The following is a 26,098-nucleotide window of genomic DNA, read 5'->3' on the forward strand; positions in this document are numbered from 1 at the left end:
CCTTCCCGAAAACGCCGGAAGATTCACCGGCGGTCGACCAGGGCAGCACGTATGGGCAGGTCACAGGCGCAGCATGCATGTCTTCGCCAGGCGCCTTCTAAGCACCTGGTGCCTTCGGCGCGGCGCGATACATCTGTGCTAGCGGCACCATCCTGACTCAGGTTCGATTTTCCGGCACAAGTCGCTTGCAATGTACGACGATCGTTCGGACGTCCGGAAGTCAGCCGACGCGGTCGGCACCGCGTCGTTCGTACCACTACCCGGCCGTTCCTCAGCTGTATGCCTGCAAGGACTTACGACTCGTTCCATCGAACTCGCTGCCCGTCAACGAATTCGCGACGCTGCAATCGAGGGCGGGGTACGTCTCCTGGCGCGGGAGCCACCCGGCAGCGCCCGCCGCCTCCCCCAGCCCCAGTGGACGCATCGAACACACCAGAGATAGAAATCGAGCAGGCATACACATTGGAGTGAGGCGATTAGTGCACCTTCGATGGAAATAATCAGAGGACATTAGGCGGATTGCCCGACAGGCGCACCAAGCGGAATTCGAACTGGTGATAGATAACGCGTTGCAGCAATGAAGGGACTGTCAGTGCCGCTTGGTACACAGTTCGTCGCTCGGGGAGCAGGTCCCCGACGTGACGAGTGGAGGGCACCTCGGTGCAACTGACCTCTAATCAGCTGGCAGCGATCGACACCGTGGACAGGCACCTGGGAATCGTCGCGTGCGCCGGATCCGGAAAGACAGAAGTCATCGCCCGGCGGGTGGTGAAGTTGCTCCGACTGCCCGGTGTTGAGCCGCGGCACATTGTCGCCTTCACGTTCACCGACCGGGCGGCCGGAGAGCTGAAGCAGCGCATCGTCTCTCGCGTCCGAGAGGAACTGGGAGATGTCCGTGGATTGGCCGAGCTTTTCGTCGGCACCATGCACGGCTACGCATTGAGCATGCTGCAGTCCCAGGTGCCGGAAACGTTCAAGTGCACTGTCCTCAGCGATGTACAGGCTCGTGTTCTGATCGACCGCAACAGCCGGGCCAGCGGTCTGACGACAACACAGATCCGCACCAAGGGCAAACCGACCCGCCCGATGAAGCGATACGTCAACTCCCGTCTCTACCAACGAGTTTTGGGCATGCTCCGCGAGGACGAGATCGACCAGGACGAGTCGCCGTCGGACGTACTCGACGGCCTGAGCAGTTACCGGGCGTTGCTCCAGCGCCTTCACTACCTCGACTACAGCGAGATCCTCCGCCTCGCCGCGGACCTGCTGCTCCCGCCGCCGAGTACGGGAGGGCCGGCCAGCGAACCCGTGGTCAATCTGCGTGCCCACGTGCAGGACACGGTCCGGTACGTCGTGGTGGACGAATACCAGGACACCAACCCCGTCCAAGAGCAGTTGATCGCCGGCCTCATCCAGTTCGGCGCGAACCTGTGCGTCGTGGGGGACGACGACCAGACGATCTACCAGTGGCGTGGAAGCGCGGTGAACAACATCCTGACGTTCACCACCCGCCACAGCAGCGCCAAGACCGTGACGCTCAACGAGAACTTCCGCTCGTCCAAGGCGGTGGTGGACCTTGCACGCCGGGTGGCGGAGGGCATCGATCCCTCGCGTCGGCTGAGCAAGTCGATGATCGCCAGTGGCCACCAGAGCTATGACCGCGGCGACCTGCTGGCCCTCTCCTTCGGTACGCCGCAGGAGGAGGCCGCGTGGATCTGCGACCGCATCGAGTGGATGATCGGCCTGCCCTTCACCGACCGTGCCAGCGCGCCATCACGGGGCCTGGCGTACTCTGACTTCGCCGTCCTCTTCCGCAGCGTGTCGGGCGACGCCGACCCGCTGGTCACAGAGATGCGCGCCCGGGGCATCCGCTACATCATCAAGGGCCTGAGCCGCCTGTTCCAGACGCCCGAGGTCCAGGCCGCCAAGACCTGCTTCGACTACATCGCTGGAACCGTCGACGGCGACGCCGTCGTCACGGCCTGGACGGACGCCCGGCTCGGGCTCCGCGAGGAAGCCCTGAAACGCGGGGTGAAGATCCTCGACGAGGCCCGCGGCTGGGCGGAGGGCATGCCCTGGGACACCTACACGATCCAGGGCACCTACCAGCGTTTCCTGGGCGAGGTCGGCGTCCGCGAGGAACACCTCACGGCCGAGGTCGGCCGCGAGCGCAGCGAGCTCGCCTTCTACAACCTGGGACGATTCAGCACCGCCATCGGCGACTACGAGCGCATCCACTTCCTCAGCAGCCCGCCGGACCGGTTCGCCACCTTCGCCAAGTGGCTGGAGCACCAGGCCGGCGACTACTACGAGGAGAGTGACGCCGACGCCGGATACGCCCGGCCCGACGCCGTCACGATCGCCACCGTCCACCAGGCCAAGGGCATGCAGTGGCCGGCGGTGTTCGTGCCCTGTATGCGCCGCAACCGCTTTCCCAGCAAACGGCAGGGCGGACTCGGTGTGTTCCACATCGTCCCGGAGGCCGCCGTCAACGACGCCGACCGCTACCGCGGCAGCGAGGACGACGAGCGCCGGCTCTTCTACGTGGCCGCGACCCGCGCCCAGAAGTACCTCGCCCTCTCCTTCTCTCCTGGGCCAGGCAAGCTCTACCAGCGGGAGTCGCAGTTCTTCGCCGAGGCGACCCGCAACACCTACGTCCTGACCCGGGAGGCCGCCAGGCCCGACGAGTCCACGCTGAACCGGCTGCCCTCAACCCCTCTGGCCGACACGCCCGACATCGTCTTCAGCTTCAGCGAGCTGAAGTACCTGTTCGAATGTCCGTACCAGTTCAAGCTGCGGTTCCTGTACGGCTTCGACTCGCCGTTGCAGAAGGAACTCGGGTATGGCAAGTCACTCCATGACGTGATGGCCGAGGTGCACAAGCGCGCTGTGAAGGGCGACATCGTCGACACGACGGAGGTGGAGGCGCTCGTCGACCGGCACCTGCACGCTCCGTTCGCACCGGAGCCGCTCAAGGAACAGCTGCGCAACGCGGCCATCCGCTCCGTCCACCGCTACCTCCGCGAAAACGGCTCGCGACTGGCCCTCACCGTGCACTCCGAGCAGCCGGTGGAGGTGCACCTCACGCCGGGGGTGACCGTCAGCGGACGCATCGACCTGATCCGCCGGATCGACACCGGTGAGCAGTCCATCGTGGACTTCAAGTCCAAGGAACGCGCCCAGGCTGACGCTGTCACCCGCGATCAACTGCACATCTACGTTGCGGGGTACGAGGAACTGAGCGGCAAACGCGCCGACCTCGTCGAGGTCCTGAACCTCGACGAGGGCAGCCGCAGCAGCCGCGAGGAGGTCAACGACACCCTGCTGAAGGAGATCTCCGGCAAGGTCGCCAAGGCCGGGGACCAACTCCGCCACAACGACATGCCCCGCAAGACCTCGTGGTGCGGCACCTGCGCCGCCTGCGACTTCGCCGCAATCTGCCGGGACCGGCCCAGCACTCCGTAACACTGCTCGACCATGTCGGCCCGTTGGGCCGCGGTGTTGTGCGATACCGGCACCACGGCCCAACCTCCACACCTCCGACGCGACCGGCGAGGGCGTCTGGAACCCGGACCAGGTCGAGGCGTGCTGAAGGTGATCACTCGTGCACCGTGTAGGCGACTTCTCCCCCGGCGGAGGTGTGCGGCTCGATGGTGACCCGGACCGTGTGCGTAGAGGTCTTGCCGCGAATCCGTTTCCGGAAGCCGTCCAAGACCCAGACCTTCAGTCCTCCCTGGCGCTCTCGTGAGTCGCTCATAGCGATGGTCATCTCCAGCTCGATGCTGCTGTACTGAAAGCGCAGGGGGTTATGGGCGCCCCCGTCTGCCGCAGCCGTCAGCTCGTCATACGTGGCCTGGATGGCTTCCTTCAGACCGATCACCGCGAGTGCCCCCGTCGTCAAGGATTAGAAGGACAAACGCTAGACCACGTCGGCAAGTTGTTGTTGCTCGGACGCCGAAGGCCGGGAGGCTTTCCCCTCTGCCTATGCCCTTGCCCCTTCGCGAACCGTGGCGACTTGGCATCGGGCGGCGGATCGGGGATGTCGCTCATCCACGTCGTCAACCGCACCTGGCCCGACGGGGCCACGGTGTAGCGGTCCCCAGCCGCCCCGAAGGACGACCGCCACCCGCGCAGCCACTCCGTCAGCGTGTTGGCGTGCCCGTTGCGATTCTCGGTCGCCTCGGAAGGCGACCGCCACCACATGGCCGCGCCCGGCGGCCCCGCGCAGAGCGCGGTTGCGATCCTTGGTCGCCCCGGAGGGCGACCGCCACGCCGGGTCACACCACGCTGAACCCAACCAACGACAAGTTGCAATCCTCGGTCACCCGGAGGGCGACCGCCACCATGGCGACGGTGTCGTCGAGGTCGCCAATCCACTGGTTGCGATCCTCGATCGCCCCTGGAGGACCACCGCCACAAGAACCCCGTCATGGAGGCGTGGGCGCCGACGCTGTCGCGAACCTCGGTCGCCTCAGAGGACGACCGCGCCACCAGGTCCGCGCCGAATCCGACGCCATCCTGATCGGCGCGTTCCGATCCTCGGTCGCCCTGGAGAGCGACCGCCACCCCGCGCGGGCTGTTCAACGCGTTGCTGCGCAAGGAGTTGCGATTCTCGGTCGCCCTGGAGGGCGACCGCCACCCGGTGGGTTTCCGCCCAGCGGGCCTGGAACTGGTCGTTGCGATCCTCGATCGCCCCGAAGGGCGACCGCCACTCATGGCCGGCGCCACCTTCGCCGACGCCAGCTACATGTTGCGATCCTCGGTCGCCCCGAAGGGCGACCACCACAGTGCTTGATCAGCAGCCCCAGCGCGGTCCAGTTGAGGTTGCGATGCTCGGTCGCTCCGGAGGGCGACCGCCGCGCTCTCATCGACCCGGTACGTCCACCCGCTGGGGGTGTTGCGATCCTTGATCGCCCCGAAGGGCACACCACGTTCGCAACAGCTGTGCTGTCCCACTTCGGACTGTGGTTGCGACCCTCAGTCGCCCGGAGGGCGACCGCCACCACCATCACCGCAGGGTTCCCCTGCCAGGACATTTCGTTGCGATACTCGGTCGCCCCGAAGGACGACCGTCACCGTCCGGCAGGCCGTGCGTCTTCTCGACGTCGTCGATGTTGGGATCCTCGGTCGCACTGAAGGGCGACCGCCACACGCCGGGGTGTAGGGGGCGGCGGAGGAGGTGAGCCAGTTGCGATCCTCGGTCGCGCCGCAGGGCGACCGCCACCTTCTGCCAGCGGACTACGGACTTGATCGCGGACATGTTGCTATCCTCGGCCGCCCGGAGGGCGACCGCCACGTTGCCGTCCTTGTCGACCGACTTGGCCGGTTCGAAGTTGCGATCCTCGGTCGCCCCGGGAGAGCGACCGCCACCCTCGATGATGATGTTGCCGTGCCCGGTGTACCCGCCGTTGCGATCCTCGGTCGCCTCGGAAGGCGACCGCCACCCCTTGACCTCGTCGTAATCCGCCAGCTCCACCCAGACATTGCGATCCTCGGCCACGCCAGAGGGCGACCCCCACCTGTACGCGGGGCTGACTAAGTCCGGGCGCGCCGATCTGTTGCGATCCTCGGTTGCCCTGGAAAGCGGCCACCACCTTACCGCCGGAGCTGCCGCCGCCCGCGTGGCAGATGTTGCGATCCTCGGTCGCCCCCGAGGACGACCGCCGCTACGCGTCACAGGCGCTGCCCTACGACCCGTGGGCGTTGCGATCCTCGGTCGCCCCGGGAGAGCGACCGTCACATGGCCTCCTCGCGCAGCTTGAGTGCGAGTTCGTCGTTGCGATCCTCGGTCCGCCACGTCCTCGGCGGTGTCCCAGACGCTGAAGCCGACGCTGTTCCTCAGTCGCCCCGGAAGGAAACCTCCACAGGGGCGTCAGCTCCTGGAACCCCTGCCACACCCGGAGTTGCGATCCACGGTCGCCCCGAAGGACGACCGCCACACGTGCTCGTTGACCACTCCATCATCCCGGACGTGGTGTTGCGTTTCCCCCCGGAGGACCATCGCCTCCAGCCTTCCGGCGCCCTCGGCCTGCTTGCCCATGTTTCGATCCTCGGTCGCGCCGGAGGGCGACCGCCGCACACGTGGGCAGGGCCCAGTGCGGTGTTTTCTGGTCGTTGCGATCCTCGGACGCCCCCCAGAGCGACCGCCAGGCTGGAGGATGGGGGACTTGCCCGCCCCGGTTGTGCCGTTGTGATCCTCGGTCACCCCGGCAAGCGGCCGCCACCCAGTTCGGGCCGTCGCACTTCGACGCGGCGTTGGAGTTGCGATCCTCCATCGTCCCGGAAGACGACCGCCACATCCCAGCCGCTCGCATCGATCCCAGTGGACTCGGTGTTATCGCGATCCCGGTCGTCCCAGTGGACGACCGCCACCGGCTGAAGCCCACAACCCGTCAGGGCCTGCTGCAGTTGCGATCCTCGGTCAACCCTGAGGGCGACCGCCACTTCGAACTGCCACAGGTGCAACCCCGGCGCGGTCGGGGTTGCGATCCTCGGTCGCACGGAAGACGACCACCGCGACGGATTCGGGTTTTCCAAACACTCGAAATTTCACTGCTACAAGCTGATCACCGCACTTTGGCGGCCCGCTGGCGGTTTCAGTTCCGCAAGCGTGCTGGTGAGGCATTGCTTGGTGGTCTGAATGGTTATGCAGGAGGTTCGATGCCCCGTTGCGGGTGGTAGGGGCCGACCCAGTGGTGCAGGTCACCGGCGATTTCGATTGCGTGGCCGGCGTCGATCGCCAGTCCCAATTCCCGCTCGGGGATGGATGCCATGTGTTCCTGCAGGGTGCGGTAGGTCGCTGGCGTTGGTAGGTCGCTGCGGAGCTGGTCGACGGCCTTCTGGGCGGCCTGTCGGGTTTCTTCTTCGAGGTGAGGGCGGATGGCGACCACGGCGACGGAGTGTTCGTTGTCGATGATTCGCATTCTGTGCGCGACCTCTGGATAGTGCAGCTTTGCTCGCAGCGCTTCGATGACTTCTCCGGTGGCTCCGTTGGGGTCCTTGGAGTGTTGTCCTGCCTGGAGGCGGTAGCGGTGCTGGTAGTACGAGCGGAGGACGTCCAGATCGTCGGGGTCGGCCAGCCCGTCGCCGAAGCGGCGGAACGCTGCTGCGATGGCGCACGTGTTGTAGACCATCTCCGGGTTGAGGCCGTCCCGGGGATCGAAGATGGTCATGACGCTGTCCTTCGCGGGGCGTTTGCCCTCGCGGTTGACCCGTCCGGCGGCCTGCTGTTCGGACTCTGGTGTTGATCTGGCGCGGTATCCGCGGGGGAAGTCGAGGTTGACGCCGGCTTCGATGAGCGAGGTGGCCACGAGGAGGGTGTCCATGCCCCGCTCCAGGCGTTGTTTCGTCGCCTGGATGGTTTCTCGGCGGTGGCCGCCGGTCATGCGGGTCGACAGGTGTACGACGCCTGGGTCCTCGTCGCGGTTCGTGCTGAGCCAGGTGCGGTGGACCTGGTTGGCGTCCTTGGTCCCGTTGACCACGACGAGGGCTTGGTCGTACTCGGCCGCCTCGGCGGCGATGCTTGCGAGGGTCACTTCCGGGCCGGTCCGCCACTCGTATCTGACGCGGCGCAGCTGCTTGAAGAGGGGTGCGGGGTCGGCGACGACGTCACGTTGCGGAAGGCCGGAGCGCCAGGGGTTCAGTGCGGCGAGTTCCGGCTGGGTCGCCGATGACAGTACGAGGGTGACGCCGTAGTGCTCCACGAGTTCCCGTAGGCCCGAGAGGATCGGGGTCAGGAGCCTGTCGGGGAGAGCCTGGACCTCGTCGAGGACGATCACGGAGTTGGCGAGCCGGTGGAGTCGGCGGGTGGCCCAGGGGGTGCTTCCGAAGATCGTTTCGATCAGGCGGACGGTGGTGGTGACGATGAAGGGGGCGTCCCAGTTCTCGGTGGCCAGTTTCGCCCACCGGTTGGGCTGACCCCCTTTCTGGCCGTGGCGCATGTTCATCGAGGGGCCGGCGGACTGCGGCGCGCGTTGCTGCGGAGCTTCGACGTTCACGGCTGAGTGGTGTTCCAACACCACCGGCGGTCCTTGCTCCGGGTCCAGGAGGCTTCGGTACTCCGCTGCGTTCTGCTCGGTGATCGAGATGAACGGGACCGCGACAATGACGCGCCGCAGTCCGTGCAGGGAGGCATGGCGTAGGGCGAAGCCTCCGCCGGTGAACGTCTTTCCGGCGCCGGTCGGAAGGTGCAGCCGGTACACGCCCGGCTTGCCGGCAGCGGCTTCAAGTGCCTCCTGGTAGACGTTCTCGCGGAGCTTGTCCAGCCAGGAGGCACCCTTGGAGCGCTGGCGTTCGGCGAGGGCCTCTTGGCGGCGGTCCTCGTACCGCTCCCACAGTTCTGGCATCCCGACGTGCGGCCGGATGTGCGTGCCGGGTCTGAAGTGGGCGGCGGTGTCAAGCCGGTCGGCGTCGACCACGACCGAGTAGGTCATGCGGACCAACATCTCCACAGCGATCTTGTCACGTGGGTCGAGCCAGTCCGGGGCGGCCGAGCATGAGCCGTCCAGGATTTCCGGCATGACCGCGGCGACTCGGTGGATGGCTTCGTCCGCCTCGCTGGAGTCGGCCATCAGGGCCTTCAGCCGGAGGCGGACTTCCGACCACGCGGACAGACCGGCGTGGTGTCCCTCGATCACACCGGCGCAGGGCAGCAGAGCGGGGAACTGCTCGGCCGCCCGAGCGAACAGGAGGGCTCCGGCGTCGTTGTGCGGGGGCCGTCTGGTCTTGCGGCCGGAGGTTACCTCCTCGATCAGCCCCTCCTGCCAGGCACAGGCCCCTTTGCCCGTGTCGTGGTCGCGTCCGAGCCGGTAGGCAAGGTCACCGCCTCCCCACGGCTCTGCGAACCGACGGGCCAGCTCGCCCGTACCGCGGGCGTGGTCTTCGTACCAGTGCCATGCCCCTTGGTGGCCCGGCGAGTGAGCCACGAGCCTGCCTTCCGGAACCGGCATCGCCCCACCTATCGGATCAACTGCCGTCCATACAAGGCAATTTGACATCTCATCATTTATGCGCCGAGAATCCACCAGACCACCACATTTCGTTACCGGTCCACCCGGGTCACGTGAGTCGCGGATCGGCCAGCTGCCGACCCGGGGTCATAGCGACGCTTTGGGTGGCTGCAGGAAATCCGGGTCGATCGCCAGTGTCGTGACGGTAACGGGCACCACTGACAACCGGCCGAGCCGCACATGGAAGGGGAAGTTTGTATGACCAGAGAGCAGACCCGGCGGCGCGGTGAGCGCGCGGACCGGCCGCTACACGTTGAGGTGGAGGCGTGGGGGCCGTTGGCGTGCTTCACCCGCCCGGAACTCAAGGTCGAACGTGTTTCCTATCCGACCATGACCCCCTCCGCGGCGAGGGGAGTGCTGGAGGCCATCTTCTGGAAGCCGGAGATGACCTACCGGGTCGAACGGATCGAGCAGCTCAAGCCGGTGAGGTGGACTCGTTTTCGACGCAACGAGGTCAACAACTCGATCATCACCAAGAACGCCTACGAGAGCCTGCGGGCCAACAACGGCTACCGCTACGACGTCGTCGAAGACCGCGGCCAGCGGGTCACCGTCGCCCTGAGCGACGTCGCCTACCGCATCCACGCGACCATCCACGCCACCGACCGGTGCACCGCGCCCCTGCCGAAGTACCGCGACCAGTTCGACCGCCGGCTCGCACGTGGTGCCTGCTACGAGCAGCCCCATTTCGGCTGCCGCGAGTTCGCAGCCTTCTTCGGGCCTCGTGGATCGGCGGAGGAGGCCAGCGTGGTCACGGCCGCCGACCAGGCGGGCATTCCGCCCATCGACGAGGTCGGGCTGATGCTCCACCACATCGAGTACCTCCCGAAGGGCAAAGAGCGCTACCACTGGTTCCGAGCCAGCCTCGAGCACGGCGTTCTCCACGTGCCCGACCGTCCACTCGCCCCCGCCGAGGTCAGTGGCATGCCTGGGGCCGAGGGCCGCGCCTCCGCGGAGGAGGTGGCCTGACGTGCTGCTGCAGAGCCTCGTCCAGCAAGCCGACAGCCGCCAGGGCGACACGCCCGAGTACTATCTCGCGCGCCGGGTCATGTGGCAGATCGATCTCTCTGGCACGGCTATCGGGAACGCCGAACCACTGGTCATCGACCTCCGTCAGGAACAGCGGAAGATCACCGCCCCGTACACCGGACGCTCGGGGTCCAAGCCGGCACCGATCCTGTTCGCCGACACCGCCCAGTTCGCGCTCGCCCATCACGGCCTGGTGAAAGGGCCGGACGGGGAGAAGGTCCTCTCGGTCAACTCTGCCGCCGTCACCAAGGCGAGGACCCGGCACGCCGCCTACCGTGACCTGGTCACTTCCTGGTGCAATGACCACCCCCACCTTCCTCAGGCGCAGACGGTGGCCGCATGGCTGAACAGCCACGCGCCGACCGCATGGCCGCTGGAGATGGACAAGGACCACCTTGTTGCCATCAGCGTGGACGGCGAGTGGGTCCACGACCTGCCGGAAGCCAGAAGCTGGTGGGCTGACAAGGTCAAGAAGGCGAAGAGCGGGAAGGCGGGCAAGGCGAACCAAGGGCTCTGCCTCGTGTGCGGACACGTCATGCCGTTGCTGTCCACGCTCCCGGTTCCCATCAAGGGCATCCCCAACTCCGGGATGAACACCCAGCTGGTCTGCCTCAACCAACCCGCCCACTTCCGGGCCGGCACCAAGCAGCTCGGTGCCACACCCATCTGCGTCGACTGCGGCACCAAGTCCGCTACCGCCCTCAACATGCTGCTCGCCGACCCCGAACACCGCGCCTTTGCCGACGACTGCGCCATCGTCTGGTGGACCCGTGACCCCGGCACCGACACAGCCATGTGGACCCTGCGCGACCCCCGACCCGAGGAAGTGGCCCAGCTCGTCGCCGGAGTGCGCTACCCCCGGCGGGGACGAGACGCGCTGGCAGTCCTCGACGAGGACGCCTTCCACGCCCTCACCCTGCGCGTGAACACCAACAGGGTCATCGTCGCCGACTGGATCACCATCCCCGTCCCCGAACTGAAACGGAGACTCGGGACCTGGTTCGCCGACCAGCAGACCTGGGACGGCTGGAACAACACCTACACCTACTGGTCGGTCTGGCGACTCGCCCTCGCCTGCGCCCGCTGGGACAAGCGCAAGAACAAGTACGTCGACACCACCGTCCCCAAGCACCTGCAGGCCGACCTCACCAAAGCCGCACTCCACGGAGCCGCCCCACCGGCCCATCTCCTGCCGGTCCTCCTGCAGCGCATCCGCGCCGACCACCACCTCGACCGACCCCGCCTCGCCCTGCTCCGCCTCGCCCTGATCCGTACGACCACTCGCCACAAGGAGCTCTGTGTGCCCCAGCTGAACCCCCAGTCGACCGAGCCCGGCTACGTATGCGGACGGATCATGGCCATGCTCGAAGCGATCCAGCGCAAGGCCATGCCCAAGGTCAACACCACCATCACCGACAAGTACTTGAGCACCGCGGTCGTCTCCCCCAGAGCCGTCCTCACTCGCCTCCGTATCGGAGCACGACCGCACCTGCGCACCATCGCCCGCACCAGTGGCCCTGCGGCCAAGGCCATGGACAGTCGGCTGCGGGACGCCTTCGACCTGCTCGACACCATCCCCGCCCACTTGAGCACCGAACAGCAGGCCCTGTTCATCCTCGGCTACGACCACCAGCGGGCTCACTCCGCACGCGCTGCGGCAGAAGCCATCAAAGCGCGGGAAGCTGGCAAGGAACTCGCCGCAGAACAGCAAGCGGACGCCCTCCCCGAAGCCTCCGCCGAGGACGCCGACGCTTCGGACAACACCCGCTGGTAACACGCCGCCGCCAACTCACCACAACGCCACAGCCCCGGAAGGACACCGAGCACAGCCATGACCGACGCGCACCTGGACCCCACCCGCAAGCACGACTACGTCTTCCTCATCGACGTCAAGGACGGCAACCCCAACGGCGACCCCGACGCCGGCGGCATGCCCCGCACCGACCCCATCACCGGCCAGGGCCTCGTCACCGACGTCGCTCTCAAGCGCAAGATCCGCAACACCGTGACTCTCGTCCACCAGGGCCGGCCCGGCTTCGAGATGTACGTAGAACAGGGCGTCGCCCTCAACCCGCAGATCCAGCGCGCCTACGTCGAAGGGGGCGCCAAGGAAGGCGAGACCGCCACCGCGCAGGAGTGGATGATCCGCAACTTCTGGGACGTGCGCCTGTTCGGAGCCGTCATGTCCGTGGGCGACCAGAAGAAGCACGCGGGAAGGGCCCGCGGGCCCATGCAGCTCACCTTCTCCCGCTCCATCGACCCGATCACTCCGCTCGAGGCCGGCATCACCCGTGTCGCCCCGAACAAGCCCGAGGACCTGGCCAAGGGCAAGGTCACCGAGATGGGCAACAAGCACTACGTCCCCTACGGGCTCTACCGCGGACACGGCTTCTACTCCGGAGCACTCGGCGCCAAGGCGGGAATCACCCCGGAAGACCTCGCCTCCTACTGGCAGGCCCTGACCATGATGTTCGACCACGACCGGGCATCCTCCCGCGGCGAAATGGCCATCCGCGGCCTGTACGTCTTCTCCCACGACGACGCCTACGGACGAGCCCCCGCCCACAAGCTCTTCGACCTGATCCGCATCAAACCACTCGGCCACAGCGAAGCACGCTCCTGGGACGACTACGCCGACCGGGTCACCATGGACGAAGACAACGTGCCCGCCGGGGTGACGCTGGCCCGGCTCATCGACTGAACTCCCGGGCTGTGGGGGCCAAGGGTCGCAACCGTCGATTCCATCCGCCAGCTCCAGACATGGTGCCGCCCTCCGGGGGAGCGGAGGATGGAAACGAGCACGCCTGATGCCTGACACCGGACGGCCGCGTGCTGGCGGTCGCCCTCCGAGGTGACTGAGGATCGCAACCCCGAATATCATCCGCACGATCGGGACTGTGTGCTCCGGTGGCGGTTGCCCCCTCAGAGCGGCCGAGGATCGCAACGTCATGAACGCGCAGATGGTCATGTCCTGCTGGCTAATGGCGGTCGGCCCCCAGGGCAGCCGAGGATCGCGACGTATATGTAACGCGGAGTTGCGGCGGATTAGTCTGCCGTGCTCGGCCGCCCCTCCGGGGCGGCCAGGAACCGCAACACGATCACTGTCCACTGTGCGGACAGCGCTTCAGCGTAGCGGTCGCTGCTCGGGGGCCAGGGGATTGTCGCCTGCACCGAACAGCACGACGCCTACGTCAAGGTTGCGGTTGTCCTCCGGGACGACCGAGGATCGCAACCCCGACCTCGCCACCATGGCCCTCTCCGTGGGCACCGGGAGGTGGTCGTCTTGCCTGACGGCCGAGGATCTTAACGTCATGTGCGACGAAACCAACAACACGGCGCAGAGCAACGGTTCGTCCTAGGGAGCAACGGAGAATCGCAACCACATCGTGGCGGGCCCCATCGTCGGCAAACTCGTCGTGGCAGTCGCTCGCCGGGATGCCCGAAAATCGCAATACCCCATGGGGTTACACGGCTCCGATCCGCACCACCATCACGCTCGCCCTTCAAGATGACCGAGAGTCGCAACCTGTAGGAAGAAGCGGGAGACGCGTGCAACGGGTGTCGTGGCGTTCGCCTTCAAGGGTGATCGAGGATCGCAACCACACACCGACGATGCCCTGGTTGTACACGGTATCGAGTGACGGTCGTCCCCTGGGGTGGCCGAGGATCGCAACTGAAACGGCTGCGTCTTTGACGAGATGGTGGTGGTCGCACTTCGGAGCGACCAAGGATCGCAACTACGGCGTAGAGGTCATGTACGGCGGCTCGCACCAGTGGTTTTCTGGGGCGGCCGAGAATCGCAACGGCGGATTTGGACCCGACGATCACACCCTTTGTGAGGATGGCGGTCGCCCACTCGGGCGATCGAGGATCGCAACGCCAACGGCGACATCTTCGGGTAGATCAGTTCGCCCGGTGACTGGTCGCCCCTTGGGGCGACCCGGGGATCCCAGCCTCGGCTTCGGCCTGGACATAAGTGCCGAACAGCAAGTGGCGGTCGCCCTCCAGGTGGCCGAGGATCGCACCCCGCCTACGAAGGCACGGGCGCCACACTAGGCTCCACTGACGGTCTTTCTCCGAGGCGACCAAGGATCGCAACATCGACTTCCAGCGCAAGGTGCGCACCAACTTCTTCGCTGGCGGCCACCCTCTGGGGTGGCTGAGGGTCGAAACCGCCGAATGCGGCTTTGGGGCGTCACCCTCTACCCAAGGGCGGTCGGCCCTCCGGGGTGCCCGAGAATCGCAACACCGGCCGGGCGTCCGGCTGGTGGCGGAACTCGGCTGCTGGTTGCCTTCTCTGGGCCGCGCCTTGGAGCGCGCGGTTGTCCTCTGAGGCGGCCAGAGATGCAACCTACTCTTGGCCGACGAAAGGGACAAGGATCGCGACGCAGCTGTCGTCGCCTTTGATATGCGCCCGACCTTGAGGGGCGTTGCCCTCTAAGGCTGGCCAGGTATCGCAACGAGCGACCGCGCCAGCGAGGATCACAACACTGGCCTGTACGACGCACCAACAAGCCGAAGATGTGGCGGTCGCCTTCCCGGAGGGGCCGAGAATCGCAACGTCGGGACCTGCGTTCACGCTAGCCTTGCCGACATTTTGGCAGTCATTCTCCGGGACAGCCGGGGAGCGCAACAGAACTGCCGCGTGGACGTGCAGCAGCAGGACGTCGTGGTGGTCATCCTTCTGGAGGACTGAGGATTGTGACCGGCTTACACACCGGTGGCTGTCGTCCTTCGAGGCACCCGAGGATCGCAACGCCCCCCGCACCTGGGTTGTCGGTAAGGTCGTCACACTGGCGGTCGCTCTCCGGTGTGGAAAGATCAAACCTGGCTGGCGTGGACGTCCACACCGCCACTACAGCGCTGGCGGTCACCCGCCCGGAGGCGACCGCCAATGGCAGCGTATCGGTTTGCGGACTTTCTGGTGGTCGCCTCTGGGGCGACCGAGAATGGCAACGACCCCACCGACGTCCCGGTCGGCTCCAACACCACCCCCTTATCGCATGCCTGGTTGTCGTCCTCCAGAGTGACCGCCAGGAACGCAACCGTTTCGGGTCCAGCCAGCGCCGCTTCGCCGCCCCTGGCGGTCGGCCTTTGGATCGCAACACCGCCAACGGCGTACGTACTCCATGCGTCACCTAGCCTGACGGTCTCCCTCCTCGAGGTGGCCGAGGATCGCAACGACAACCTCATGGACTTCGAAAGCACCGAGACCGACTAGCGGTCGCCCTCCGGAGCGGTTGAGGATCGCAACGTCTGTAACGCCGACGCCAAGGCGAACGGCGTCTACAGTGGCGGTCGTCCTCCGGGGTAACCGAGGATCGCAACGTCGGCCACGTCTCTACGCAAGGACAATCAAGACCCCACTGAGGGTCGTACTTCGGAGCGGCCGAGGATCTCAACGACGCTGCTGACCACACCGAATACAAGAGGGCACCGCGCTCACTGGTCTCTCCCGGGACATCTGACCAGCAGGACTCAGCAGGTCTGCGCTCAGCGTCACCTGCCCTCTGCGCCCCATCGATGCTCGTCACTCTTGACAGGGTCTGACCTGCCGACAAGGCGCCTGACACCCCATCAGAACGAGCGTCAAATGAGCGTCACGAGCGTCATTTCAGCGTCAAGATATCGCCCGTAACGCCCACACCGCACATAATGCGCACGCGCAAAAGTGCAGGTCAGGAGCCCTTAGCCGCCGGTTCGAGGATCGCGACGCACTCCACATGGTGGGTCATCGGAAACAGATCGAACGCCCGCAGCGTCCGCACCCGGTATCCGCCCTCCTTGAAGTACGCCAGGTCCCGGGCCAGCGCCGCCGGGTCGCAGGCCACGTATGCGATCTTGCGGGCGCCCAGTGACGTCAGTTGCTGGACCGTCTTCTTGCCGGCGCCGGAGCGCGGCGGGTCCAGGACGATGAGGTTGACCTCGGTGATGCCGGTGCGCGGCAGGACCGCCTCGACCTTGCCCTGTTCGATGCGGACGCGGTCGAACGCGGCGAGGTTGTGCCGGGCGTCCTCCACCGCGCGCTTGCCGGACTCGATGCCGAGCACCGCGCCCTTGTCGCCGATGCGGTCGGCCAGCGCGCCGGCGAAGAGGCCGACGCCGCAGTACAGGTCGAGCGCCATGTCGCCCTTGCGCGGCAGCAGGCCCTGCATCACGGCCTTGACCAGCGTGTCGGCAGCCTGAGGGTGGACCTGCCAGAAGCCGCCGCTGCCGACCCGGTGCGTACGGCCGTCGGCGCGCTCGCGGACGAAGGCGCGGCCGTGCACCCGGTGGATGCCGCCGTCGTGCTCCTCGACGCGCATCACGGAGGCGGGCCTGTCGAGTTCGACGAGCGGCAGCCGGGCGCCGGGCTTCGGTTCGAGGATGACCATGCGGTCCTGCGAACCCGTCGCGGCGATCGCGTCGACGGACTCCATGCCGGACCAGTCGTGCTTCTCGATACCCAGCTCGGAGATCCCGGGGGCGGCGATCATGCAGTGCTCGATCGGCTCGACCTCGTGCGAACGGTGGCGGCGCAGACCGGCGTTGCCGTCCTCGTCGACCGCGTACTGCACGCGCGTGCGCCAGGCGGGCACCTCGCCGGGCGGCAGCTTGTCGCCCTCGGCCGGCATCACCGTGCCGTCCCAGCCGGCCTCCTCCGGGGTCAGGCCCGCGAGCCGCTTCAGCTGCTCGGCGACGACCTCGCCCTTCAGCCGCCGCTGCGCACCCGGCTTGGCGTGCTGCCAGTCGCAGCCGCCGCAGCGCCCAGGTCCCGCGTAGGGGCACGGGGCCTCGACCCGGTCCTTGGAGGCCTCCCGGATCTCGACCGCGTCCGCGCGCAGGAACCGCGAGTCCTCCTCGCCGTCCGTCACCCGCGCGAGCACCCGCTCACCGGGCAGCGCATGCCGTACGAAGAGGACCTGGCCGGCGTCGGTGCGGGCGACGCAGTGCCCGCCGTGCGCGACGGGGCCGACCTCTACCTCGTACTCCTGCCCCACGAGCGACCCCGCCGGCGTTTTCTTCGGTTCTGCCTGCATTACGGGGTGACTCCAGATGCGAATGGGAACGGACTGCCGGAACTGACGGCCGGGGCTACCGAGGCGGCCGGTACTGCCGACGGCGGCCGAAACCGCCGGGCAGCCGGAGCAGCCGGAGCAGCCGGAGCAGCCGGACAACAGCCCACCAGTCTACGTGGACACCGCCCGACCGCTCACCACGAGCACATCGACCCGGCCGCCCGGGTCCTCAGCGCTTGGGCCCCGACGACCCCGACGACCCCGACGGCTCCTTCGGCCGGTGCTCCGCCGGACCGCGCCGCACCGAGCCCGGAGCGGTCCACTCCGAACGCCTGCGGGCCCGCTTCTTGGCCACCTCGGAGGACTCCAGCTGGTACGGCACGGACGTCACCATCACGCCCGGCGTGAACAGCAGCCGGCCCTTGAGCCGCAGCGCGCTCTGGTTGTGCAGCAGGTGCTCGTACCAGTGGCCGACCACGTACTCGGGGATGATCACCGACACCACGTCGCGCGGGGACTCCCGGCGCAGCCCCTTCACGTACTCGATGACCGGTCGGGTGATCTCGCGGTACGGCGAGTCGAGGATCTTCAGCGGGACGGTGAATCCACGTCGCTCCCACTCGTCGCGCAGGGCCTTCGTCTCGGCCGGGTCGACGTTGACGCTGAGCGCCTCCAGGGTGTCGGAGCGCATCAGCTTGGCGTAGCCGAGGGCCCGCAGCGCCGGTCGGTGGATCTTGGAGATCAGGACGACGGAGTGGACGCGCGAGGGACGCAGGCTGTCGTCGGACGGGCCCTCGGGCGCGGCGATCTCCTCGGCCACCCGGTCGTAGTGCTTCCGGATCGCGGACATCGTCGCGTAGAAGATGACCATGCCGAGCAGGGCGACCCAGGCGCCGTGCGTGAACTTGGTGCCGAGGACGACGACCAGGACCAGGCCGGTGAAGAAGGCGCCGAACGCGTTGATGGCCCGGGAGCGGACCATGTGGCGGCGCTTGGCCTGGTCCTTCTCGGTGGCCAGGTGGCGGTTCCAGTGCCGGACCATGCCGGTCTGGCTCAGCGTGAAGGACACGAACACGCCGACGATGTAGAGCTGGATGAGGCGGGTCGAGTCGGCGCCGTAGATCCAGATCAGCAGGATGGCCGCGCCGGCCAGCAGCACGATGCCGTTCGAGAAGGCGAGCCGGTCGCCGCGGGTGTGCAGCTGCCGCGGCAGATAGCGGTCCTGGGCGAGGATCGAGCCGAGCAGCGGGAAGCCGTTGTACGCGGTGTTCGCGGCCAGGAAGAGTACGAGCGCGGTGGCCGCGGCGAGCACGATGAACAGGAAGCTGCCGCTGCCGAACACGGCCTCGGCGACCTGGGAGATCACCGGGTTCTGGACGTAGTCCGAGCCGACCGCGACCCCGTTCTCCAGCAGGTCGTGCGCCGGGCGCTCGGCCATGCGGACGTTGGTCGCCATGGCGAGGGCGATGATGCCGCAGAACATGGTGACGGCCAGCAGGCCCATCGCGGCGAGGGTGGTCGCCGCGTTCCTGGACTTGGGCTTGCGGAAGGCCGGGACGCCGTTGCTGATCGCCTCGACGCCTGTGAGCGCCGCACAGCCGGAGGAGAAGGCGCGCAGCAGCAGGAAGACGAGGGCGAAGCCCGCGAGCCCTTGGTGCTCGGCCTTGATCGTGAAGTCGGCGGTCGGTGCCTTCATGGTGTCGCCGAGGACGAGTCCGCGGAACGCACCCCACGCGATCATCAGGAAGACACCGGTCACGAAGACGTACGTCGGGATCGCGAAGAGCTTGCCCGACTCCTTGACCCCGCGCAGGTTCATCAGCGTGAGCAGCACGATGACGGCGATCGCGCACAGGACCTTGTGCTCGACGACGAACGGGATGGCCGAGCCGAGGTTCTCGATGCCCGAGGCGATCGACACGGCGACGGTGAGCACGTAGTCGACGAGCAGCGCGCTGGCGACGGTGAGACCGGCCTTGGGGCCGAGGTTGGTGTTGGCCACCTCGTAGTCGCCGCCGCCGCTGGGGTAGGCGTGCACGTTCTGCCGGTAGGAGGCCACGACGGTGAACATCAGCACGACGACCGCGACGGCGATCCAGGGGCTGAAGTGATAGGCCGACACGCCCGCGATGGACAGGACGAGCAGCACTTCTCCCGGCGCGTACGCCACGGAGGAGAGCGGGTCGGAAGCGAAAACGGGGAGTGCGATGCGCTTCGGCAGGAGAGTTTCTCCGAGCCGATCACTGCGCAGTGCGCGCCCGATCAGGATCCGTTTGGGCACGTCGGTCAGTTTGGACACGGTGAGGATCGTAAGCGCTCGAACACGGCCTCGCCCACCCTCCCCCGCCCACCGGGACGCCTGATCGGTGGGATCCGTGACCGGGATCTGCTCTACGAGTGAAATCCGGTGTGCGCTCGCTTATGTAATCCCTGGCCAGACGAATGTCCGTGCCTATATGAAAAAAGCCAAAACTTTGCTCCCCTTTGCCAATTCATGGAGGTTCCATGCTCGCCACCGCGGAACTCACCGGCGCCACCGCCGAGCTCATCGGCGCCGCGGCCGGACTGGTCGTGCTGAGCGTCCTGGCCCTCGTCAGCGTGCGCAGCATCAGCCGCCGCTGACCGCCGACGGCGCCGGGACAGCACCGGAACAGCACCAGAACAGCACCGGCCCGCCGATCGTCGCCACGCCGTCGGGCCGATCGTCATCACGGGGTCAGGCAGATCGTCATCACGGGGTCAGGCAGATCGTCATCACCGGGTCGGGCCGATCGTCATCACGGTGTGGGGCCAATGTGCACGGGGGTGCCGCCGACGGACCGCGCGTGTGTAGCTTGGGCGTCGGTCTGAGACCCTGTTTCAGCCTGAGCAGTAACTTTTCACACCGGAAGGACGGTCGTGCACATCGTCATCATGGGCTGCGGCAGAGTGGGTTCCGCTCTCGCCCAGACCCTGGAGCAACAGGGGCACACGGTCGCCGTGATCGACCAGGACCCCACCGCCTTCCGACGACTGGGCTCCGGTTTCGGCGGCCGTCGTGTGACCGGCGTCGGTTTCGACCAGGACACCCTGCGCGAGGCGGGCATCGAGGAGGCGGGCGCCTTCGCCGCCGTCTCCAGCGGCGACAATTCGAACATCATCGCCGCCCGGGTGGCCCGCGAGATGTTCGGCATCGAGAACGTGGCGGCGCGTATCTACGACCCGCGCCGCGCCGAGGTGTACCAGCGCCTGGGCATCCCCACCGTGGCCACCGTCCGCTGGACGGCCGACCAGATGCTGCGCCGGCTGCTGCCCTCGGGCGCCGAGCCGCTGTGGCGCGACCCCACCGGCGGGGTGCAGCTCGCCGAGGTGCACGCGTCGACCGCGTGGGTGGGCCAGCGGATCAGCCGGCTCCAGGAGGAGACCGGCGTACGCGTGGCCTTCCTCACCCGCCTGGGCGAGGCGGTGCTGCCCTCCTCGCAGACGGTTCTCCAGGAGGGCGACCTCGTGCACGTGATGATGCGCACGGACGACATCGAGAAGGTCGAGGCGTCGTTCGCCGAGGGCCCCGAAGAGGAGAGCGGTCACTGATGAGGGTCGCCATTGCCGGTGCCGGCGCCGTGGGCCGCTCGATCGCGGGCGAGCTCCTGGAGAACGGGCACGAGATCCTGCTGATCGACAAGGCGCCGACCGCCATCTCGGTCGAGCGCGTCCCGATGGCGGAGTGGCTGCTCGCCGACGCCTGCGAGATCACGTCCCTGGACGAGGCGGCGCTCCAGCGCTGCAACGTGGTGATCGCGGCCACGGGTGACGACAAGGTCAACCTCGTCGTCTCCCTGCTCGCGAAGACCGAGTACGGGGTCCCGCGGGTCGTTGCCCGCGTCAACAACCCCAAGAACGAATGGCTGTTCAACGAGTCGTGGGGTGTGGACGTCGCCGTCTCGACCCCGCGCCTGATGTCGGCCCTGGTCGAGGAGGCGGTGAGCGTCGGCGACCTGGTCCGGCTGCTCCGCTTCAGCCACGGCGACGCCAACCTCGTCGAACTGACCCTGCCCCCGGAGTCCGCGCTGGCCGGCACCCAGGTCGGCGACGTGGCCTGGCCCGAGGACACCTCGCTGGTCACGATCATCCGCGGCACCCGGGTCCTCACCCCGACGCGCGAGGACTCCCTGGAAGCGGGTGACGAGCTGCTGTTCGTCGCGGCCCAGGCCCGCGAGGAACAACTGGAGGACCTGCTGTCGGTACGCCGCGAGTCCACGACGGACTGACGAGCAGCAGCACCAGCAGATACGAGGAGGGGGCGCCCGGATTTCTCCGGGCGCCCTCCTCTTCACGCGTGGACCTTCTTCACGCGTGGACCTTCTTCACGCGTGGACCTTCTTCATGCGTGGACGCAGGGCACCTAGTCCGCGGACCGAGCCGCGGCCTGCCGTTCCTTCTCGGCCTTCTCCGCGGCCTCCATCTCGGCGAAGACATCGATCGGCGGCGGCGCCTTCGCGAGGAACACCCACGTCAGCCACACCGCGAGCAGGAAGGGCGGGATCTTCAGCGCGATCAGGACCCAGCCGAACTGCGTCGTGTCGGCCCACCAGTAGAGCGGGAAGAGGATCGCGCACTTGGCGAGCAGGATCAGCCCCCACGCGTAACTGGCCTTCGCGTACGCCTTCTTGCGGCCGGGGTTGCGCGTACGCCAGGAGAGGTTCTCCTTGAAGACCGGCCCGAGGATCAGGCCGATCAGCGGCACTCCGGCGAGCGTCGTGACGATGTACGCGAGGGCGAGCCCGAGCGTGTACAGCATGCCCGGCAGATAGAAGTCCTTCGCGTTGCCCGTCATCATCGCGAAGACGACACCGAAGGCGACACCGAAGACACCGCTGAACGCATGCTTGACGGTGTCCTTCATGACCAGACGGACCACGACGAGCAGGATCGAGACACCGAGGGCCGCGATGGCCGCCGAGTGCAGATCCTTGTTGATCGTGAAGATCGTGACGAAGAGCAGGCCCGGCAGGACCGTCTCGATCATGCCCCGCAGACCGCCGAACGCCTCGAAGAGGGCGGCTTCGGTCACCGCCCGTGAGTCCTGCGCATCCTGCGCGTCCCGCTGGGCGTCTTCGGTCGGCTTGTCGAGCGACGTCACCGGCTACTCCCGTCCGAGGGGTCTGAGTTCGTACTTCGGATTGAACAGCACGCGCCGGCCCCGGCTCATCGAGATACGGCCCGACGCCATCAGCTTGCGCCCCGGTTCTATCCCCACGATGGAACGCCTGCCGAGCCACACCACGTCCAGGGCGGCCGAACCGTCGAACAGCTCGGCCTCCAGGGCCGGGACACCGGCCCTCGGGCGCAGGGTGACCGTGCGCAAGGTACCAGTAACCGTGACCACCTGTCGGTCGCGGCAGTCACCGATACGGGTGCAGCCCGCGGTCTCGGCGTCCTCGCGCAGCTCCTCCGACTCCAGGTCCTCCTGGGAGGAGGAGAGCCGGTCGATCATGCGCCGGAACCGGCCCGCCGGCTTTTCGGATCGAGGGACAGCACTCATAGCTCAAAGCGTACCGGGGGCCGCTGACAGGAACGTACCCGTAGCACTAACGCTCGAACCGGTAGCCCATCCCCGGTTCGGTGACGAAGTGCCGCGGATGCGAGGGGTCCACCTCCAGTTTGCGGCGGAGCTGGGCCATGTAGACCCGCAGGTAGTTCGTCTCGGTGCCGTAGGAGGGGCCCCAGACCTCCTGGAGCAGCTGTTTCTGGCTGACCAGGCGGCCCGTGTTGCGCACCAGGACCTCCAGGAGGTGCCACTCGGTCGGGGTGAGGCGTACGTCGCGGCCGTCCCGGTGGACCTTCTTGGCGGCCAGGTCGACGGTGAAGTCCTCCGTCGTGACGATCACGTCGTCCTCGCCGCCGCCGGTGGGCTCGGCCCGGCGGACGGCCGCGCGCAGCCGGGCGAGCAGCTCGTCCATGCCGAAGGGCTTGGTCACGTAGTCGTCGGCGCCCGCGTCCAGGGCCTCGACCTTCTCGTCGGAGGAGTGCCGCGCGGACAGGACGAGGATCGGTACGCGCGTCCAGCCGCGCAGTCCCCTGATCACCTCGACGCCGTCCATGTCGGGCAGGCCCAGGTCGAGCACGACGACGTCGGGGTGACGGGCGGCGGCGAGCTGGAGGGCGGTGGCGCCGTCGGGGGCCGCGTCGACCTCGTACTTGCGTGCCTTGAGATTGATCACGAGTGCTCGGGTGATCTGCGGCTCGTCGTCGACCACGAGGACCCGGGTCATGAAGCCTGCCTTTCCGGTTGTACGGGTTCTTCTTGTACGCGTTCCGCCTGAAGGGCCTCTTCTTGTACGGCTTCTTCTTGTACGGCCTCTTCTTGTACGGGTTCCGCGGCGTCCGGGGCTTTCGGGCGGGCTGAGCCCACCCTGAGCGTGAGGACCATGGTGAGGCCCCCTCCAGGGGTGTCCTCGGCGTTCAGCGTGCCGCCCATGGCCTCGGCGAACCCCCGGGCGACCGCGAGGCCGAGGCCGACCCCGGCACCGCGCGGGGCGTCGCCGTACCGCTGGAAGGGAGCGAATATACGGTCCTTCGCCTCGTCCGGGACGCCCCGGCCCCGGTCCACGACCCGTACCTCCACCCGGTCGCCGAGCGTGCTGGCGGCGACGAGGACACGTTCGTCCTCGGGGCTGTACTTGACGGCGTTCTCGACGAGGTTGGCGACCGAGCGCTCCAGCAGGCCCGGGTCGACGGCGACCATGGGCAGCGTCTCGGGGATCTCCAGTTCGACGCTGTGCTCGGGTACGCCGCCCAGGGCCATCGGGACGACCTCGTCGAGGTCGATCTCGCGGATCAGCGGGGTGACCGTGCCGGTCTGGAGGCGGGACATGTCGAGCAGGTTGCCCACCAGGTGGTCGAGCCGGTCGGCGCCCGCCTCGATGCCCTCAAGGAGTTCCGCCTCGTCCTCCTCGGACCAGGCCACGTCGTCCGACCTGAGGGACGACACGGCGGCCTTAATCGCGGCCAGCGGCGTCCGCAGGTCGTGGCTGACGGCGGCCAGCAGCGCCGTGCGGATGCGGTTGCCCTCGGCGAGCGTACGGGCCTGGTCGGCCTCCTGCTGGAGGCGCTTGCGGTCGAGGACGACGACGGCCTGGGCGGCGAAGGCGGCCAGCACCCGGCGGTCCTCGGCGGGCAGCACCCGGCCGGAGAGGGCCAGCGCGGTGTGGTCGCCGACGGGCATGTCCACGTGGGCGGCCTCGGGGAGCGTCGGCGGGCGCGGGCCCACGCTGCCCGCGCAGGTCCACGGGTCGACGTCGCCGGCCCGCTCCAGCAGGGCGACCGACTCCATGCCGAAGGTCTCGCGGACCCGTTCCAGGAGGGCGTCGAGGCTGGTCTCGCCGCGCAGGACGCTGCCCGCGAGGAAGGAGAGGATCTCGGACTCGGCACGCAGCCGGGCCGCCTGATGGGTACGGCGGGCCGCCAGGTCCACCACCGAGGCGACCGAGATGGCCACCCCGACGAAGATCACGATGGCGACGATGTTCTTGGGGTCCGAGACGGTCAGCCGGTGCAGCGGCGGGGTGAAGAAGTAGTTCAGCAGCAGGGAGCCGAAGGCCGCCGAGGCGAGGGCCGGGAGCAGTCCGCCGAGCAGGGCCGCCGCCACGGTCAGCGTCAGGAACAGCAGCATGTCGTTGGCGAGCCCGAGATCCGCGTCGGCGTTGATCAGCAGCAGCGCGAGCACCGCCGGGCCGACGACACCGGTCAGCCAGCCCGCGATGATCCGGGACCGGCCCAGGCGCGCGCCCCGAGCGACCGGCAGGCCGCGCCCCTTGCCCGCCTCGTCGTGCGTGACGATGTGCACGTCCAGGTCGGGCCCCGACTCACGGGCGACCGTGGCACCGACGCCGGGCCCGAACACGTACTGCCAGGCCTTGCGGCGGGAGGAGCCCAGCACGATCTGGCTGGCGTTGACGCCGCGGGCGAACTCAAGGAGCGCGGACGGGATGTCGTCGCCCACGACGTGGTGGAAGGTGCCGCCCAGGTCCTCGGCGAGGGTCCGCTGGACGGCCAGTTCCTTGGGCGAGGCGGAGGTGAGGCCGTCGCTGCGGGCGATGTAGACGGCCAGTACCTCGCCGCCGGCGCCCTTCTCGGCCAGCCGGGCGGCCCGGCGGATCAGCGTACGGCCCTCGGGTCCGCCGGTGAGGCCGACGACGATGCGTTCGCGGGCCTGCCAGGTGGAGCGGATGCCGTGCTCGCCCCGGTACTGCTGGAGGTACTCGTCGACGCGGTCGGCGACCCAGAGGAGGGCCAGCTCGCGCAGCGCGGTGAGGTTTCCGGGGCGGAAGTAGTTGGACAGGGCCGCGTCGACCTTGTCCGGCTTGTAGATGTTGCCGTGCGCCATCCGGCGGCGGAGCGCCTGGGGCGACATGTCGACCAGCTCGATCTGGTCGGCCCGCCGCACCACCTCGTCCGGCAGGGTCTCGCGCTGGCGTACGCCCGTTATCGACTCCACGACGTCACCCAGCGATTCGAGGTGCTGGATGTTGACCGTCGAGACGACGTCGATGCCGGCGGCGAGCAGTTCCTCGACGTCCTGCCAGCGCTTGGTGTTGCGGGAGCCGGGCACATTGGTGTGCGCCAGTTCGTCCACCAGGGCGACGGCGGGGGCGCGCTCCAGGACCGCGTCGACGTCCATCTCGGTGAAGGCGGCGTCGCGGTGGACGAGCTCCCTGCGGGGGATCTGCTCAAGACCGTGGAGCATCACCTCCGTGCGCGGCCGGTCGTGGTGCTCCACGAAGGCCACCACGCAGTCCGCGCCCCGCTCGACCCGGCGGTGCGCCTCGGACAACATCGCGTACGTCTTGCCGACGCCGGGTGCCGCACCGAGGTAGATCCGAAGCTTGCCGCGTCCCATGGCCTCATTGTCTTCCCAAACACACTGCGTGGCTGGATAGACCATACGACCGACGATCCGGACAAACGAGACAGCAGGCATGGACAGGGATGACCTTGACACAACCCTGACGCGCACGGACCTTCAGGGGCGCGGGGAACGGCGCAGTCTTTTGCCTTCAGGGGCGCGGGGAACGGCGCGACCAG

16 protein-coding genes are annotated in these 26,098 nt (G+C 67.7%); 7 read left to right on the forward strand and 9 right to left on the reverse strand.

Translation table 11 applies throughout. The features are described from left to right. The first annotated feature begins 660 nt into the window (after window positions 1–660). Complete coding sequence (locus J8N05_RS32555) at window positions 661–3,465, forward strand: ATP-dependent helicase (protein ID WP_210889143.1); 2,805 nt, start codon at window positions 661–663, stop codon at window positions 3,463–3,465. A 133-nt stretch (window positions 3,466–3,598) separates the two neighbouring features. On the opposite strand, the gene J8N05_RS32560 is transcribed toward J8N05_RS32555, so the two are convergent. Next, complete coding sequence (locus J8N05_RS32560) at window positions 3,599–3,880, reverse strand: trypco2 family protein (protein WP_208881778.1); 282 nt, start codon at window positions 3,878–3,880, stop codon at window positions 3,599–3,601. Between the two features lie 708 nt (window positions 3,881–4,588). Between J8N05_RS32560 and J8N05_RS32565 the strand changes: the two genes are divergently transcribed. Then, on the forward strand, window positions 4,589–4,795 hold the full coding sequence (locus tag J8N05_RS32565; RefSeq protein ID WP_210889144.1) for a hypothetical protein: 207 nt from the start codon (window positions 4,589–4,591) through the stop codon (window positions 4,793–4,795). Window positions 4,796–5,008: 213 nt separating this feature from the next. On the opposite strand, the gene J8N05_RS32570 is transcribed toward J8N05_RS32565, so the two are convergent. Both J8N05_RS32570 and J8N05_RS32575 read right to left on the reverse strand, forming a co-directional pair. Further along, entirely contained in the window at window positions 5,009–5,500 is a 492-nt protein-coding gene (locus tag J8N05_RS32570) for a hypothetical protein (protein ID WP_210889145.1), read from the reverse strand. 1,144 nt (window positions 5,501–6,644) lie between these two features. Further along, the gene (locus tag J8N05_RS32575; protein WP_210889147.1) at window positions 6,645–8,948 is read right to left on the reverse strand and encodes a CRISPR-associated endonuclease Cas3''; all 2,304 of its coding nucleotides are present in this window, start codon (window positions 8,946–8,948) and stop codon (window positions 6,645–6,647) included. 258 nt (window positions 8,949–9,206) lie between these two features. Here J8N05_RS32575 and cas5c point away from each other — a divergent pair, with 258 nt between their 5' ends. The 3 genes from cas5c to cas7c are packed head-to-tail and all read left to right on the forward strand — an operon-like array spanning window position 9,207 to window position 12,738. Beyond that, a complete protein-coding gene (gene cas5c / locus J8N05_RS32580) occupies window positions 9,207–9,977 on the forward strand; it encodes a type I-C CRISPR-associated protein Cas5c (RefSeq protein ID WP_210889149.1) in 771 nt (256 codons plus the stop codon). Window position 9,978: 1 nt separating this feature from the next. Then, window positions 9,979–11,811 carry a type I-C CRISPR-associated protein Cas8c/Csd1 gene (cas8c, locus tag J8N05_RS32585; protein WP_210889152.1) on the forward strand — a complete coding sequence of 611 codons (1,833 nt, stop codon included), beginning with the start codon at window positions 9,979–9,981 and terminating at the stop codon, window positions 11,809–11,811. 57 nt (window positions 11,812–11,868) lie between these two features. Next, entirely contained in the window at window positions 11,869–12,738 is an 870-nt protein-coding gene (gene cas7c / locus J8N05_RS32590; protein ID WP_210889154.1) for a type I-C CRISPR-associated protein Cas7/Csd2, read from the forward strand. Between the two features lie 2,977 nt (window positions 12,739–15,715). Here cas7c and J8N05_RS32595 read toward each other — a convergent pair. Beyond that, a complete protein-coding gene (locus J8N05_RS32595) occupies window positions 15,716–17,056 on the reverse strand; it encodes a class I SAM-dependent RNA methyltransferase (protein ID WP_210889155.1) in 1,341 nt (446 codons plus the stop codon). A 208-nt stretch (window positions 17,057–17,264) separates the two neighbouring features. Beyond that, window positions 17,265–19,334 carry an APC family permease gene (locus J8N05_RS32600; RefSeq protein WP_210889156.1) on the reverse strand — a complete coding sequence of 690 codons (2,070 nt, stop codon included), beginning with the start codon at window positions 19,332–19,334 and terminating at the stop codon, window positions 17,265–17,267. A 599-nt stretch (window positions 19,335–19,933) separates the two neighbouring features. Between J8N05_RS32600 and J8N05_RS32605 the strand changes: the two genes are divergently transcribed. Then, window positions 19,934–20,605 (forward strand): potassium channel family protein, encoded by a 672-nt coding sequence (locus J8N05_RS32605; RefSeq protein WP_107021535.1) that lies wholly within the window; start codon window positions 19,934–19,936, stop codon window positions 20,603–20,605. After that, a complete protein-coding gene (locus J8N05_RS32610; protein WP_210889157.1) occupies window positions 20,605–21,282 on the forward strand; it encodes a potassium channel family protein in 678 nt (225 codons plus the stop codon). Before J8N05_RS32605 ends, J8N05_RS32610 begins: the two co-directional genes overlap by 1 nt. 134 nt (window positions 21,283–21,416) lie before the next feature. On the opposite strand, the gene J8N05_RS32615 is transcribed toward J8N05_RS32610, so the two are convergent. The 4 genes from J8N05_RS32615 to J8N05_RS32630 are packed head-to-tail and all read right to left on the reverse strand — an operon-like array spanning window position 21,417 to window position 25,913. Further along, entirely contained in the window at window positions 21,417–22,154 is a 738-nt protein-coding gene (locus J8N05_RS32615) for a DUF3159 domain-containing protein (RefSeq protein WP_210889158.1), read from the reverse strand. Window positions 22,155–22,157: 3 nt separating this feature from the next. After that, window positions 22,158–22,556, reverse strand: a complete 399-nt coding sequence (locus J8N05_RS32620) for an OB-fold nucleic acid binding domain-containing protein (RefSeq protein ID WP_107021532.1) — start codon at window positions 22,554–22,556, stop codon at window positions 22,158–22,160. A gap of 46 nt (window positions 22,557–22,602) precedes the next feature. Continuing rightward, a complete protein-coding gene (locus tag J8N05_RS32625) occupies window positions 22,603–23,286 on the reverse strand; it encodes a response regulator (protein ID WP_107021531.1) in 684 nt (227 codons plus the stop codon). Then, complete coding sequence (locus tag J8N05_RS32630; RefSeq protein WP_210889159.1) at window positions 23,283–25,913, reverse strand: sensor histidine kinase; 2,631 nt, start codon at window positions 25,911–25,913, stop codon at window positions 23,283–23,285. Before J8N05_RS32630 ends, J8N05_RS32625 begins: the two co-directional genes overlap by 4 nt. Window positions 25,914–26,098: the final 185 nt, after the last annotated feature.

This window comes from Streptomyces liliiviolaceus (assembly GCF_018070025.1).
GTDB classification, from domain to species: Bacteria; Actinomycetota; Actinomycetes; order Streptomycetales; family Streptomycetaceae; genus Streptomyces; species Streptomyces liliiviolaceus.